Here is a 14556-nt window from a genome sequence, read left to right on the forward strand (position 1 = left end):
CCTGGAGCACCGACCATGCGCCTTCGCGACAAGATCCTGGTAACCGGCGGCGCCGGCTTCATCGGCAGCCACACCTGCGTGGCGCTGATCGAGGCGGGCTACCAGCCGGTGGTACTCGATTCGCTCGTCAACAGCGACGCGCGTTCGCTGCAGCGGGTGGCCTGCATCACCGGCGTGGCGCCGCTGCTGGTGCGCGGCGACGTGCGCGACACGGCCCTGCTCGGCCGCGTGCTCGCGGACCCGGCGATCCGCGCGGTGGTGCACCTCGCGGGCCTGAAGGCAGTGGGCGAATCGGTGGCCGACCCGGTGAGCTACTACGACGTCAACCTGGCCGGCACGCTGACGCTGGTGCAGGCCATGGCGCGCGCCGGCGTGCGCACGCTGGTGTTCTCTTCGTCCGCCACGGTCTACGGCGACGCGCAGCACTCCCCCATTCCAGAGAGCGCGCCTTGCGCTGCCGTCAACCCCTACGGCCGCACCAAGGCCATGGTGGAAAGCGTGCTGGCCGACCTGGCCCACGCCGACCCGCGCTGGGGCGTGGCCTGCCTGCGCTACTTCAACCCCGTGGGCGCGCATGAAAGCGGCCTGCTCGGCGAGCGCCCGCACGGCCCGCCCGCCAACCTCATGCCCTACATCTCGCAGGTGGCCGTGGGCGAGCGCGACTACCTGCTGGTGCACGGCACCGACTACGACACCGTCGACGGCACCGGTGTGCGCGACTACGTGCACGTGATGGACGTGGCCGAAGGCCATGTGGCGGCACTGCGCCACGCCGTGCACAGCCCGGGCCTGCTGACGAGCAACCTCGGCACCGGCCGCGGCGCCTCCGTGCTGGAGGTGGTCGCCGCGTTCGAACGCGCAAGCGGCCGGCGCATCGCCATGCGCCTGGGCCCGCGCCGCGCCGGCGACGCACCGGCCTACTGGGCCGACGCGCGGGGCGCGCGCGAGGTGCTCGGCTGGCACGCACAGCGCGACCTCGACCAGATGTGCGCCGACAGCTGGCGCTGGCAGGCCACCAACCCGCACGGCTTCGACGACCCGGTGCCGCCGCAGATACAGCCCGCCTGGGCACCCGATGCCGGGGCCGTCCCCGTCTTCGCCGCGGACATGCCGCGCTTCCACACATCCAACCTGGGGCACTCCAATGTCTGACAACGCATCGCAATCCTTTGGTGAGCAGACCGACGGTCGTTCGGGGTATCCGCCAGGCATCCTGCCGCCGGCGGCGCCCCTGTGGCCCGGCTTCCTGACCGGACAGCAGGACTCGCCCGTGCGCGTGTTGCTGGTCGACGACGACGAGTTCATGCGCCGAGTGATCGCGCAGGAACTGCTGTCGGACCTGCGCATCCAGCTCGAAGGCCAGGCCGGCACCCTGCGCGACGGGCGCCGGCTGATCGCCACCCACGAGTTCGACGTGCTCATGGTCGACCTGCGGCTGGGCGACGGCACCGGCTTCGACCTGATCCGCGAGGCCCGCAAGCTCAACAGCACCGCCGAGGTCATCGTCATCACCGCGCTGGAGGACGAAGCCCACGTGCTGCAGGCCTTCGAGCTCGGCGCCACCGGCTACCTGCTGAAGGACGCGTGGCTGCAGAGCTTTGCGCAGGCCGTGCTGCAGGTGGTGAACGGCGGCGCGGCCATCACGCCGCGGCTGGCGCGCCGGCTGCTTGCACGGCTGAGCCACCGGCCCGGCGGCGCGCCGCCCTCGGCGGAGGCGCCCCAGCGCGAGGCCACGCTCACGGCGCGCGAATGCGAGGTGCTGCGCTTCGTGGCACGCGGCCATGTCACCGAGGAAATCGGCACCCAGCTGGGCATTTCGGGGCAGACCGTCAACGCCCACATCAAGAACATCTACAAGAAATTGCACGTGCATTCGCGCGCGCAGGCCGTGAGCTATGCGGCGTACTCCGGGCTGATCTGAGCACGCCTCCTTCCCCTACACCCACACCCCCGTACTTCCACAGCAGGCGACCATGAACAACACCCCCATCCACCCCGTGGTTCTTTGCGGCGGCAGCGGCACGCGCCTGTGGCCGTTGTCCCGCAAGGCGCTGCCCAAGCAGTTCGCGCCGCTCATCGGCGGCAAGAGCCTGCTGCAGATGACGCTGGAGCGCCTGAGCGCGCTGAACCCCGACATCACCTGCATCGCGGCGGAAGACCACCGCTTCATGGTGAAGGAAACGGTCGAGGCCGCACACACCACGGGCCGGCAGATCCTGGAGCCGGTGGCGCGCAACACGGCCGCGGCCATGGCCTGCGCCGCGCTGCTGGCCGCGCCGCAAGACCTGCTGCTGTTCGCGCCGTCGGACCACCACATCCCCGATGCGGCGCTGTTCGCGCGCACCGTGCGCGCCGGCGTCGAAGCGGCGCTGGCCGGAAAAATCGTCACCTTCGGCGTGGTGCCGAGTTTTCCGAGCACGGCCTACGGCTACATCGAGGCCGGCCAGCCGTCGGGCGACGGGCACAGCCAGGCCGTGGTGCGCTTCGTGGAAAAGCCCACCGCCGACGTGGCGCAAACCCTGCTGCTGCATGGCGGCTACAGCTGGAACGCGGGCATTTTCCTGGTGCAGGCGCGCACGCTGATCGCGGCGCTGCGCGGGCATTCGCCCGACATCCTGCTGGCCTGCGAGCGCGCCACGGCGGCGGTGGCTCCCGACGGCAGCTTCCTGCGGCTGGACAGCGCGGCCTTCCAGGCCTGCCGCAGCGACAGCATCGACTACGCCGTGCTCGAAAAGCACAAGGACATCGCCGTGGTGAAGTTCGAAGGCATGTGGAGCGACGTCGGCAGCTGGAGCGCGGTGGCCACGCTGCACCCGGCCGACGAGTCGGGCAACCGCCTGAGCGGCAAGGCCCGCGCGCTGAACTCGCGCAACACCTTCATCCATGCGCCGCACCGCCAGGTGGTGGCGCTGGGCACCGACGGCCTGATCATCGTGGACACCCCCGACGCCGTGCTGGTGGCCGGCGCGGGCTGCGCCGAGCAGGTGGCCGACGTGGTGCGCAAGCTCTCGCTGGACGGCTGCGCCGAGGCGACCGAACACCGCCGCGTGGTGCGGCCCTGGGGCGCGTACGACAGCGTGGACAACGGCGAGCGCTTCCAGGTCAAGCGCCTGACCGTCAAGCCCGGCGCCAAGCTGTCGCTGCAGATGCACCACCACCGCGCCGAACACTGGATCGTGGTGCAGGGCACGGCCAAGGCCACCTGCGACGGCGTGGTGACGCTGGTGCGCGAGAACGAATCGATCTACCTGCCCTCGGGCGCCGTGCACCGGCTGGAGAACCCGGGCAAGACGACGCTGGAGGTCATCGAGGTGCAGACCGGCGGCTACCTGGGCGAGGACGACATCGTGCGCTTCGACGACACCTATGGGCGCTGCGCGCCGGTGCACACGCTGGCGGATGTGGCGCCGCTTGTGGCGCCACATGTGGCGGCGGTGGCACCCGCCGGGTCGGCGGGTTCAGGGGCGAATGCGGTGCTGCATGCGCCCCTGGAGCACTGAGCCTCGGGTTCGCCCTGGGCAGATCAGGCGCCGCCTGGCCCCATCGACCGCACGGCCTCGTCCCAGGCCTCGAGCAGCTCGGGGCGGCGAAGCCGCTTCGCCGCCTGCCGCAGGTGCGGGTGGTTCGCCAGGCGCGTGAGCAGTTGCAGCTTCTGGCGGGGCGTGAGGCCGCTGGCCAGGATCGGCGCCAGCCACTGCCGGGCCGCCTCCGCCGCCGTGTCGCGGACCACCTTGGCCGCGCCCGCGACCTGAAGGCCCAGTTCGTTGCAGAACGCCTGCAGCCGCGCGGGGCTCAGGATGGCGTCTTCATGCTGCTTTCCGGCGCTCGGTGTGAGCCGCAGCGCATGGCCGCGGGCTCCGTTGTAGAGCACGGTCGCGGTGATGTCGTAGGCCGGCGCGAGCTCGGCGTGGTGCCGGTCGCGGTAGAGCAGCCCGATGTTCTTCAGGTGCATGTCCGCATTGCCGAGCAGCTCGTTGACCTCGATGCGGCGCAGCAGTTCGTGCACCGCCGCCTCTGCGCATTCGGGCAGGCTCAGCAGCACCGCTGCAATCGCCAGGTAGGACTCGGTGTACTTCTGCTCCGGCGGCACGCCGAAGACCTGCGCGAAGTCTTCGAAGTGGACCTTGGCGCGCCGGTCGGCCACGTCGCGGTCGAAGCGGGTCACGGCCAGGAACTGGCCGTCCACCTCGTCGCCCAGGTCGTAGCGGTGCGGTGCGGCCAGCGCCGACATGGGCACCAGCTCGAAGCGGCACACATCGACCCCGGCCAGCCCCGCCAGCGTCATGGCCAGGTTCTCGAGCTGCGGCATGCGCGCGTACTCGGACGACGGCAGCTTGGCGATGATGGCGGCGTCGCCCTGGGACGTGCGGCCCACGAAGCGGCCCTCGGCGTTCTTGTTGACGCCGATCTTGGGCTGCACGCCGGAGATCGACAGCGCGTCCTGGAACGGCTCGGCCCACACCGAGGCCTCGAGCGCGTCCTGGTTCTGCGTGACCAGGCGCTGCAGCGTGGCACGCGAGATGTCTTCCCACTCCGCGGTGACCGCGCCCGGCATGTTCTTGCCGCAGGCCGCGATCATGCCCATGTGGTCCAGCGGATCGATGTCGGCCTCCTCGGCCACGAAGCGGCGGAACACGCCTTCGGGCAGCAGGTTCTGGAAGAACGGCGGCAGCTGGTAGTCGCCCTTGCCGCCCAGCACCGTGTTGAATTCGGGCCGGGTCACGTCGAGCCAGAACGATTGCTGCTGCGCCGGGTCGGCCGCGCGCATGGACTCCGAGAGCACGTCGGCGTCGTCCCACGCAAGCCGGGCGTAGCCCTCGTCGGCGACGAAACGCATGACGGGCGGCGAGGCGGGCTGCGCGTACTTGAACAGGCAGCCGATGCGCCGGCCGTACAGCTTGATCACGAGAACGGGCACGTTCATGGGCGGGCCTTTCGCGCGGCGGGAGCAGCCGCGCCCTCCTTCAGGCTGGCCAGCCGCCGTTGCACCGCCGACAGCACATGCGGCGACGCGCCAGCGGGCGCCACGGGCACGGCGCCGGTTTGGTCTGGAGGCGAAGCCGCATCGGAAAGGTCGAGTTCCGGGAGCCCGCGCTTGAGCGCCCTGGGCACGGTCGCCAGGTCGAGCTGCAGCACCTCCATCACGGCCAGAAGGGTCGACACCTGCACGTCGTTGCCCTTGAACAGCCGGTAGACGGCCTGGCGGCTGACGCCGGCCTGCTCGGTGAGCTGCTGGCGCGTCAACCCGCTGGCGAGGCGGGCGGCTTCCAGGCGTTGCGCGAGTTCGAGGGAGGTGCTCATGGCGTTGCGTATTCGGTGTTTGAATGCATAACTTATCGTATTCACAACAATCAAGCAAGTTGCGTATTCGATAAGTTTTTAGAAATTTATCGTATTCGATACAAATGGCTCAGAAAATGTGGCGCGCGCCGGTCAGCGGATCTTCAACACCGCGCTCAACCGCTCGACCAGCACACTCACTTTCGCCAGCGACTGCCGGCTGCGCAGCCACACCAGGCTGAGCGGAAGTCCGTCGGTCGACGCCTCGGGCAGCAGCTCGACCAACGCGCCGCTGGCGAGTTCGTCCGTGATGAGCCACGTGGCCAGTTGCCCGATGCCCCAGCCCGCCGTCACGGCCGACGCCAATGCCTCGCCATGCCCCACCACCAGCCGTGCGTCGACCGCGCGCTGCTCGACCGGCTGGCCCGGCGTGGAGAACAGCCATGGGCTGATGCGGCCGTCGCCCCGGCCGTACACGACCAGGTCGTGCCCGGCCAGATCGTCCAGGCTCGTGGGCGTGCCGCGCGCGGCCAGGTACGAAGGCGCCGCGCAGAAAATCAGCCGCTCCAGCCCGAGTTGCCTGTAGCCCAGCGTCGCCGCCGCGGGCACCGGGCCGCCGATGCGCACGGCAATGTCGACGTTGTCTTCCGCCAGGTCCACGAACCGGTCGGAGAACGACAGGTGCGGGCGCAGCTGGGCATGGCGCTCCACCATCGGGCGCAGCAAGGGAAGCACCCGCAGCCGCCCGAACGAGACCGGCAGTTCGAGCCGGACCTTGCCCGCGGGCTCGCTCTGGCGCTCGGTCGCCAGCACGATCTCGGCCGCCTCGAGCTCGCCGAGCACCATCGCGCAGGTCCGGTAATAGACCTTGCCGGCCTCGGTGAGCGCGAGGCTGCGCGTGGTGCGCTCGAACAGCCGCGCGCCGAGGCGCTGCTCCAGCCGCGCCACGCCCTTGCTGACGGCCGAGGCGGTCAGGTGCAGCCGCTGCGCCGCACCCACGAAACTGCCCGCGTCGGCGGTGCAGACAAAGGCTTCGATGCCCTTGAGGCGTTCGGTGGGGTTCATGGGCTCTATTCGGGAAATTGGGGAAGTAATAGCTGGAAATCTTATCTCCAACGATCTTTCTCATCGCGAATAAGCTCAGGGTTTCCCAGAATCCGTATGCCGATACAGCCCTCCTCCCCTTCCCTCGGTTCATCGCCCCAGCGCACCGGCGCGGCCGCCCAGAAAGCGGGCGGCATGCTGTCGATCGTGATCCTGGCCGTCGCGGCCTTCGTGATCGTGTCCACCGAATTCCTGATCGTCGGGCTGCTGCCGGCCATGGCGGCCGACCTCGGCGTGTCGGTGCCGTTGGCCGGCCAGCTGGTCACGCTGTTCGCGTTCACCGTGATGCTGTTCGGCCCGCCGCTCACCCTGCTGCTGTCGCACCTGGACCGCAAGCGGCTGTTCATCGCGATCATGGTTGTCTTCGCCTTCGCCAACGCCCTGGCGGCGATGGCGCCGAACCTGTGGGTGCTCGGCGTCGCGCGCTTCATTCCCGCGCTGCTGCTGCCGGTGTTCTGGGGCACGGCGAGCGAGGCGGCCACGCGGCTGGTGAAGCCGGCCATGGCCGGCACGGCGGTCGCCCGGGTCTACCTGGGCATCACGGCGGCGTTGCTCTTCGGCATTCCGCTCGGCACGCTGGCCGCGGGCACCATCGGCTGGCGCGGCGCGTTCTGGGCCTTTGCGCTGCTCTCGCTGCTGACGGCCGTGTTGCTGGCCGCCTGCATGCCGGCGCAGGCCCGGCCCGAGCGCATGCGCATCGGCCAGCAAATGCGCATCCTGCGGGAGCCTGCGTTCCAGTGGCACGTGGCGCTGTCGGTGGTCGTGTTCACGGCCATGTTCACCGCCTACACCTACCTGGCCGAAACCCTTGAAAAGAGCGCGGGCGTCGCACCGGCGCAGGTGGGCTGGTGGCTGATGGCTTTCGGCGCGGTGGGCCTGGTGGGCAATGCGCTGGCCGGAAAGATGATGGACCGCTCGCCCTTGCGCGCGACCGTCTTCTTCACCGTGCTGCTGGGGCTGGGCATGGCGGGTGCGGCCGCAGCGGCGGGCGGCACCTTCGTCTGGCTGGTCGTGGCCCTGGCCGCATGGGGCATTGCATACACCGCGCTGTTTCCGGTCAACCAGGTGCGCGTGATGAAGGCCGCACCCCAGGCGCAGGCCTTCGCGGGAACCATGAACGTGTCGGCCGCCAACGCGGGCATCGGCCTGGGCGCGGTCGTCGGCGGCCTGGCGATCCGGCACCTGGGGCTGGCCAGCCTTGGCTACGCGGCGGCGGGCATTGCCGCACTGGCCGTGCTCATGGCGCTGGCGATGGGGCGCATGGCGCGTAGGGAGCGGGCTCCAGCCGCGCGCTGAGTCGATGGCCCGCGGCGGGCCGCTTCACCACCCGTGGAACCGCCCCCAGGTCTGCAGCCCGCCGTCCCCGGACAGCGCGTGGTACTCCGGAAACTGCGCCCCCGTCGCGCACGCATGGTTCGGCAAGATGCGCAGCCGCGTGCCGATCGGAAAGCGCGCGGCAATGTCCGTGTCCGCCGCAGCCTCGTGCGACAGGATGCCGTGCTCCTGGTTCGCACCGCTGAGCACATAGCCTGGCAGCACCGCACCGTCGAGCGTGCACACCTGCCCGTAGCCGAAGTCGCGCTTCTGCTTCTGCGTGCCCCGGTCGCGGCTCATGGCCATCCAGCCGGCATCGACGATGGCCCAGCCCTTCTCGGCCTGGTGGCCGATCACGGTGGTGAGCACGCTCAGGGCCACGTCTTCTTCGCTGCACACGCCCACGTTGCGCATCACGAGGTCGAAAAACACGTACACGCCCGCGCGCACCTCCGTCACGCCTTCGAGCGCCTCGGCCATCAGCGCGGTGGGCGTGGAGCCCACGCTGACCAAGGGGCATGGCAGGCCCGCATCGCGCAGCCGTTGCGCGGCGAGCACGCAGCCCGCGCGCTCCTGCTCGGCCATGGCGCGCAGGGCTTCGGGCGTGTCGAGCTCGTAGCTGGAGCCGGCGTGCGTCATCACGCCGCCCAGGCGCATGCCGCCCTCGTGCAGGGCGCGCGCGACGTCGAGCAGCGCGTCTTCTTCCGGCCGGATGCCGGAGCGGTGGCCGTCGGTGTCGACCTCGATCAGCACCTCGAACACCTCGCCGTTCGCGCGGCCGAACGCGGCGATGGCGCGGGCCGACTCGACGCCGTCCGTGATGATGACCAGCGCGCAGCCGCGCCGGCGCAGTTCCATCGCATGCGGCAGCCGGTGCGGCGCCATGCCGACGGCGTAGAGGATGTCGGTGAAGCCGCCCGCGAAGAACTGCTCGGCCTCCTTCAGCGTGGACACGGTGATGCCCTGCGCGCCCGCCTCGCGCTGCGCCTTGGCCACGTCGATGCACTTGGTGGTCTTCACATGCGGGCGAAAGCGCACGCCCAGCGCGTTCATGCGCTGCTGCATGCGTTCGATGTTGCGCTGCATGCGCGTGCGCTCGATGAGCGCGGCGGGGGTGTCGAGGGTCTCCAGGGTGTTCATGAGGTCGTCCATCAGTCCAGGTACTCGCCCTTGGCCTTGAGCGCGGGCACATCGTCGCGCAAGCCGCGCGCAATGAGCGCCGACACGGCCGCGGGCTGCAGCGCATCGGCGCTGGGCAGGTCCACGCCCACGGCCTGCATCTGCTTGCGGAATTCGGGGTCGGCGGCGGCGCCGGCCAGCGCGGCGCGCAGCTTCTGCAGCGCGGGCTCGGGCGTGCCGCGCGGCGCGAAGACGGCGTTCCAGGCGCGCACGTCGAGCGCGAAGCCCGCCTCGGCGGCCGTGCCCACGTTCGGCAGCTGCGGCAGCCGCGTGGAAGCCAGCACGGCCAGCGCCTTGATCTTGCCGCCGGCCACCTGCGGCAGCGCGGTGGTGGTCTGGTCGCACATGAAGTCGGTCTGCCCGCCCATCAGGTCGTTCATGGCCGGGGCCACGCCCTTGTAGGGAATGTGGGCCACGTTCTGCTTCAGCGACGACAGCAGCAGCACGCAGCCGTAGTGCGAGATCGACCCGACGCCCGCGCTGCCGAACGAGGCTTTCGCCTTGTTCGTGCCCAGCCAGGCGACGAATTCCTTCAAATTGCTGGCGGGCAGGTCGGCGCGCGCCAGCAGCAGCATGGGCGCGGAGCCCGCCAGGCCCACGGGCACGAAGTCGGTCTCGGGGTTGTAGGGCAGCTTCTTGTACAGCGCCACGTTGGCCACGTGCGTGCCGATGGTGCCGAAGCCCAGCGTGTAGCCGTCGGGCGCGGCCTTCGCCACCTTGGTGAGGCCGATGGTGCCGCCCGCGCCCGCCACGTTCTCGATGATGACCGCCTGCCCCAGCTGCTTGCCCATGTGCAGCGCGAAGCCGCGCGCCAGCGCGTCGCTCGGGCCGCCCGGCGGGAAGGGAACGATCAACGTCACGGGGCGCTGCGGGAAGGCATGGGTCTGCGCCGGCACCGGCGCGTGCAACGCGAGCGCGGCTGTCAGCGCGAGCAGGCCGCGTAGAAGCGCGGCCCGCTTCACGCCTTGCTCCCGAACGACTGCAGCCACGGCAGCGCCGGTGCGAGCGTGCCGCCTTGCAGTTCGGGCGACGGCGCGCCCTGCGGCAGCGACAGGCCCACGCGGTTGTGCCAGTAGGTGCGCAGGCCGACCGCCGAGGTGCCGAACATGTCGTAGCCCGAACCGGCAACGAAGGCCGCGTCCGCGGCTTTCACGCCCAGTTGGTCGAGCGTCATTTGGTAGGGGCGCGGGTCGGGCTTGTAGAAGCCGGCCTCCTCCGAGGTGACGACCACGTCCCAGTCGATGTCCAGCCGCGCCGCCGCCAGGTGGCCGAGCCGCTTCGAGCAGTTGGTGACCACCGCCAGCTTGCAGTGCGGCTTGAGCGCCAGCAGCAGTGCGCGGGCGCCGTCCCACACGGGCAGCGTGTGCCACTGGGCTTCGAGCGCGTCGGGCGCCGAGTCGGCCATGCCGGTGTTGCGCGCGGCGTCTTTCACCAACTGCTCGTAGGGCACGTAGGCGCCGCAGCCGTAGGTCAGGCGCAGGTACTCGGCGCGCCAGGTGCGGCCTTTCTCTTCGGAGCCGGCGGCGGCGTTCCACACGGTCCAGGAATCGAGCAGCGCGGTGAGCAGGTCGAACAGCACGGCGCGGGGGTATGACGCGTGGCTGTGCGGGCGGTCTTGCATGGCGGTGGGTGTGTGCATGAGCACGGACTGTACGTTTCAAGACCCCGGTTGTGCTTCAATGCGCGCTCATCAATCGTTAAGCACAAGTTAATGATCCAGATCGAAGACATGCAGCTTGCGGCGGCCCTGCTCCGCGAGCCTTCCCTCAGCGCCGCGGCCCGTGCGCTCGACGTCACGCCGCCCGCACTGTCGATGCGGCTGCGCAAGCTGGAGGCCATGCTGGGCCTCTCGCTGGCCAGCCGCACCTCGAGGCGCCTGGCCCTCACGCCCGAGGGCGAACGCTTCGCGCGCGAAGCCGCCGCGCTGCTCGGCCAGATCGAAGGCCTGCGCGAATCGATGCAGCGCGACGACCAGCGCCTGACCGGCACGCTGCGCATTGCCGCGCCCTTCGGCTACGGCCGGCAGTACATCGCGCCGATGCTGGTGCGCTTCGCCCGCCTGCACCCCGGCCTGCACATGCAGCTGGACCTGCGCGAAACACCCTGGCCCGACCGGCACGACGCCGATGCGGTGATCCACATCGGCGCGGTGCGCGACTCGTCGTGGGTGGCACGCACGCTGAGCGCCAACGAGCGCTGGCTGTGCGCCAGCCCCGAGTACCTGCGGTTGCACGGCACGCCCCGCGCCCCGCGCGACGTGATGGGGCACGACTGCATCTGCATCCGCGAGAACGACGAAGACGTGACGCTGTGGCACCTGCGTGCGGCGAAAGCCAGGGCGTCTGCCCGTTCGGGCAAGGGCACCGGCCAGGCCACGGCAAAACGCGCGGCCGCCCGCGAGACGCTGCGCATCGCGCCCGCCTACGTGACCAACGACGGCGCCGTGGCCCGCCAGTGGGCCGAGCAAGGCATGGGCCTGGTGCTGCGCTCCGAATGGGACGCGGCAGAGGCGGTGGCGCGCGGCACGCTGGTGCGCGTGCTGGCCGACTGGCAGTTCGACAGTGCCCCGGTCACGCTGCTGGTGCCCAGCCGCAAGGGCCGCACGGCGCGCGTGCAGGCCGTGGTCGCCTTCCTGGTCGAGAGCTTCGGCGCCGCCGGAAAGTAGCTGCGCGCATATCCATAGCCGCATTCATTCGTTGTGGGCGCGCGGGGCCGCGCCAACACTGCGGGCTTCCAACAGTCCGGTGGAGAAGCTCCGATGAACGTTCCCTTCGATCACTTGCCGCCCTCGCGCCGCGGCGTGCTGCAGGCCGGTGCCGCAGCCGCCGTGGTCGGCTCCGCGGCCCTGCTCGGCGCCTCTGCCTGGTCGCAGCCGCGCAAGCTCACCTTCGCATGGAGCCAGGCCGGCTTCTGCCTCGCGCCCGTGCCGGTGGCGCTGGAGCGCGGCCTCTTCGAGAAGAACGGGCTCGACGTCGAGTTGCTGAACTGGGCCGGCTCGTCCGACCAGATGCTCGAGGCGCTGGCCACCGGCAAGGCCGACGTGGGCGTGGGCCTGATCCACCGCTGGGTGAAGCCGCTGGAGGCGGGCTTCGACGTGAAGGTGGTGGGCAGCGTGCACGGCGGCTGCCTGCGGCTGATCGGCGCCAAGGCGGCGGGCGTCACGTCGAACGTGGCCAGCCTCAAGGGCAAGACCATCGGCGTGTCCGACCAGAACAGCCCCGCGCGGCAGTTCTATGCGATTCATCTCGCCAAGAAGGGCATCGACATCGACAAGGACGTCGACTGGCGCGTGTACCCCGCCGACCTGCTCGACGTGGCCGTGAAGAAGGGCGAGATCCAGGTGATTGCCGACGGCGACCCTAACGTGTTCCTCATCGAGAAGCGCAACCCGGGCGTGTTCACCGAGCTGGCCAACAGCGCCAAGGGCGAGTACGCCGAGCGGCTGTGCTGCATCGTGGGCGCGCGCGGCGAGTTCGCGCGCAACGACAAGCCGCGCGCCGCCGCCGTGGTGCGCGCGCTGGCGCAGGCCTCGGACTACGTGTCGGAAAACCCGAACGAGGCCGCCAGGATCTATGCGAAGTACGCCCCCAAGGTGCCGCTGGAAGATCTGCAGAAGCTGCTGGCCGAGCTCACCTACAAGCACCATCCCGCGGGCAAGGCGCTGCGCAACGAAGTGGAGGCCTTCGCCACCGACTTCCGCAACGCGGGCATCCTGAAGAAGAGCACCGACGTGACGCGCTTTGCCAACCAGGTTTCGCTGGACGTGCTCGCATGACGACCGCCGAACAACTCCTCGATGCGCCGCTGGGGCGGCACGGCGATGCGCCTGTCACGAACGCGCCACGCCCGCAACGCGCACCCACTGCCTCGCCCCAGGCCGCAGACACCGCCGTGCTGCGTCCCGCCGCCCCCACCGGCATCTGGGCCACCGGCCTGCTCGCCGCTGCCGCCTGGCTCGCGCTGGGCCTGCTCACGCTGCTGTGGCAGAACAAGGCGGTGGGTTTCAGCGACTGGGCCTTCACCGAAGAATTCGGCATTGCCACGCTGGTGGTGGCCGCCTTGCTGCTGGTGGTCGCGGTGCTCGGCTCGCGCGCGGGCAAGGTCACGCAGACGCTGCGCCCGGCCGGCCAATGGCTGGTGGCGCTGGCGCTGGTGTTCGCCGTGTGGGAAGCCACCACCGCCAAGCTCGGCGTGCTGCCCTCGCCTTTCTTCGCGCCGCCGCAGAGCCTGATCGACGTGGTCAATGAAGACTGGCAGCGCCTGGGCCTGTCGACCGCGTACTCGCTGCGCCTGCTGGCCAACGGCTTCGTGCTGGGCGCGCTGGTCGGCTTCGTCACGGGCGTGCTGATCGGCTGGTCGCGCATCGCGGGGTACTGGGTGCATCCGCTGCTGCGCTTTTTGGGTCCGGTGCCTGCGTCGGCGCTGCTGCCGCTGGCCTTCTTCTTCGCGCCTTCGAGCTACGTGGCGGCCGTGTTCCTGGTGGCGCTGGCCACCTTCTTCCCGGTGGCGGTGCTCACCTGGTCGGGCGTGGCCTCGGTCCACAAGAGCTACTACGACGTGGCGCGCACGCTGGGCGCGTCGGAGCGCTTCCTGGTGCTGCGCGTGGCCATTCCGGCGGCCTTGCCGCAGGTGTTCGTGGGCCTGTTCATGGGCCTGGGTGCATCGTTCTCTGTGCTCATCACGGCCGAGATGATGGGCGTGAAGGCCGGCCTGGGCTGGTACCTGCAGTGGGCCCAGGGCTGGGCCGCCTACGCCAACATGTACGCGGCGCTGTTCGTCATGGCCGCGCTGTGCTCGGGCCTGATCACGCTGCTGTTCAAGGTGCGCGACCGCGTGCTGTCGTGGCAGAAAGGAACCGTCAAATGGTGAACGCCGTGCTTCCCCCCGCGCCTGCGCCGACCGACGCGACGACAACGAGGTCCAAGGGCGCGCACATCGACATCCGCGGCGTCAGCCACTGGTTCGAGGTGTCCGGCGGCGTGCTGCAGGTGCTCGACGGCATCGACCTGCAGGTGCAGCCCGGCGAGTTCGTGGCGCTGCTGGGGCCCAGCGGCTGCGGCAAGTCGACGCTGCTGCGACTGGTGGCCGGGCTGGAGCCCGCCACCACCGGCACCATCACGCAGGACGGCCAGGCCATCACCCGCCCCGACCCGTCGCGCATCGTCGTGTTCCAGGACCCGACGCTCTACCCCTGGCGCAGCGTGTGGGACAACGTGGCGCTGGGCCTGCAGGCGCGCGGCGTGCTCAAGGCGCAGCGCGGCCGTGTCGACGAAGCGCTCAAGCTCGTGGGGCTGACCGATTTTGCGAAGGCATTCCCGCACCACCTGTCGGGCGGCATGGCGCAGCGCGTGGCGCTGGCACGCGCGCTGGTCAACGACCCGCAGCTGCTGGTGCTCGACGAGCCGCTGGGCAAGCTCGACTCGCTCACGCGCATCGCCATGCAGAGCGAGCTGGTCAACCTGTGGCAGCGCGCGGGCTTCTCGGCGCTGCTGGTGACGCACGACGTGGAAGAGGCACTGTTCCTGGCCAACCGCGTGATCGTGCTGAGCGACCGGCCGGCGCGCATCGCGGCGGAGATCGTGGTCGACCTGCCCTACCCGCGCCACCGCGGCGACGCGCGGCTGGCTGCGCTTCGGCACGAGGCGCTGAAGCACCTCGGGCTCGACGCCACCTGGTGAG

The 14556-nt window shown here is 70.4% G+C and carries 14 protein-coding genes; 8 read left to right on the forward strand and 6 right to left on the reverse strand.

Annotated features, from left to right (window positions below):
* The first annotated feature begins 15 nt into the window (after positions 1 to 15).
* Genes galE through AC1DJH_RS06335 form a run of 3 tightly spaced genes read left to right on the forward strand, consistent with a single transcriptional unit; the run spans position 16 to position 3500 of the window.
* Entirely contained in the window at positions 16 to 1152 is a 1137-nt protein-coding gene (gene galE / locus AC1DJH_RS06325) for a UDP-glucose 4-epimerase GalE (RefSeq protein WP_478185116.1), read from the forward strand.
* Positions 1145 to 1921, forward strand: coding sequence for a LuxR C-terminal-related transcriptional regulator (locus AC1DJH_RS06330; RefSeq protein ID WP_435438396.1), 777 nt, complete (start codon positions 1145 to 1147; stop codon positions 1919 to 1921). The genes galE and AC1DJH_RS06330 overlap by 8 nt, the downstream gene beginning before the upstream one ends.
* A 52-nt stretch (positions 1922 to 1973) precedes the next feature.
* Positions 1974 to 3500 (forward strand): mannose-1-phosphate guanylyltransferase/mannose-6-phosphate isomerase, encoded by a 1527-nt coding sequence (locus tag AC1DJH_RS06335; RefSeq protein WP_478185117.1) that lies wholly within the window; start codon positions 1974 to 1976, stop codon positions 3498 to 3500.
* A 23-nt stretch (positions 3501 to 3523) separates the two neighbouring features.
* Here AC1DJH_RS06335 and AC1DJH_RS06340 read toward each other — a convergent pair whose 3' ends face one another.
* The 3 genes from AC1DJH_RS06340 to AC1DJH_RS06350 form a co-directional block, all read right to left on the reverse strand.
* Positions 3524 to 4924, reverse strand: coding sequence for a type II toxin-antitoxin system HipA family toxin (locus AC1DJH_RS06340; RefSeq protein WP_478185118.1), 1401 nt, complete (start codon positions 4922 to 4924; stop codon positions 3524 to 3526).
* A complete protein-coding gene (locus tag AC1DJH_RS06345; protein WP_478185119.1) occupies positions 4921 to 5301 on the reverse strand; it encodes a helix-turn-helix domain-containing protein in 381 nt (126 codons plus the stop codon). Before AC1DJH_RS06345 ends, AC1DJH_RS06340 begins: the two co-directional genes overlap by 4 nt.
* A gap of 132 nt (positions 5302 to 5433) precedes the next feature.
* Positions 5434 to 6345, reverse strand: a complete 912-nt coding sequence (locus tag AC1DJH_RS06350) for a LysR family transcriptional regulator (RefSeq protein ID WP_472111955.1) — start codon at positions 6343 to 6345, stop codon at positions 5434 to 5436.
* A 174-nt stretch (positions 6346 to 6519) separates the two neighbouring features.
* On the opposite strand from AC1DJH_RS06350, the gene AC1DJH_RS06355 reads away from it, so the two are divergent.
* Positions 6520 to 7680, forward strand: coding sequence for an MFS transporter (locus AC1DJH_RS06355; protein ID WP_478185120.1), 1161 nt, complete (start codon positions 6520 to 6522; stop codon positions 7678 to 7680).
* 24 nt (positions 7681 to 7704) lie between these two features.
* Here AC1DJH_RS06355 and AC1DJH_RS06360 read toward each other — a convergent pair whose 3' ends face one another.
* The 3 genes from AC1DJH_RS06360 to AC1DJH_RS06370 are packed head-to-tail and all read right to left on the reverse strand — an operon-like array spanning position 7705 to position 10516.
* The gene (locus AC1DJH_RS06360) at positions 7705 to 8838 is read right to left on the reverse strand and encodes a DSD1 family PLP-dependent enzyme (protein ID WP_478185121.1); all 1134 of its coding nucleotides are present in this window, start codon (positions 8836 to 8838) and stop codon (positions 7705 to 7707) included.
* A gap of 11 nt (positions 8839 to 8849) precedes the next feature.
* On the reverse strand, positions 8850 to 9866 hold the full coding sequence (locus tag AC1DJH_RS06365) for a tripartite tricarboxylate transporter substrate-binding protein (protein WP_478185122.1): 1017 nt from the start codon (positions 9864 to 9866) through the stop codon (positions 8850 to 8852).
* A complete protein-coding gene (locus tag AC1DJH_RS06370; RefSeq protein ID WP_478185123.1) occupies positions 9836 to 10516 on the reverse strand; it encodes an HAD family hydrolase in 681 nt (226 codons plus the stop codon). Before AC1DJH_RS06370 ends, AC1DJH_RS06365 begins: the two co-directional genes overlap by 31 nt.
* A gap of 72 nt (positions 10517 to 10588) precedes the next feature.
* Here AC1DJH_RS06370 and AC1DJH_RS06375 point away from each other — a divergent pair, with 72 nt between their 5' ends.
* The 4 genes from AC1DJH_RS06375 (at position 10589) to AC1DJH_RS06390 (ending at position 14555) form a co-directional block, all read left to right on the forward strand.
* The gene (locus tag AC1DJH_RS06375; protein WP_478185124.1) at positions 10589 to 11542 is read left to right on the forward strand and encodes a LysR family transcriptional regulator; all 954 of its coding nucleotides are present in this window, start codon (positions 10589 to 10591) and stop codon (positions 11540 to 11542) included.
* Between the two features lie 93 nt (positions 11543 to 11635).
* A complete protein-coding gene (locus AC1DJH_RS06380; RefSeq protein ID WP_478185125.1) occupies positions 11636 to 12652 on the forward strand; it encodes an ABC transporter substrate-binding protein in 1017 nt (338 codons plus the stop codon).
* Entirely contained in the window at positions 12649 to 13746 is a 1098-nt protein-coding gene (locus AC1DJH_RS06385) for an ABC transporter permease (protein ID WP_478185126.1), read from the forward strand. The genes AC1DJH_RS06380 and AC1DJH_RS06385 overlap by 4 nt, the downstream gene beginning before the upstream one ends.
* Positions 13740 to 14555: an ABC transporter ATP-binding protein gene (locus AC1DJH_RS06390; RefSeq protein WP_478185127.1), complete on the forward strand. Its 816-nt coding sequence runs from the start codon at positions 13740 to 13742 to the stop codon at positions 14553 to 14555. Before AC1DJH_RS06385 ends, AC1DJH_RS06390 begins: the two co-directional genes overlap by 7 nt.
* The last annotated feature ends 1 nt before the right edge of the window (position 14556 follow it).

This window comes from Variovorax sp. 10N412 (assembly GCF_056394985.1).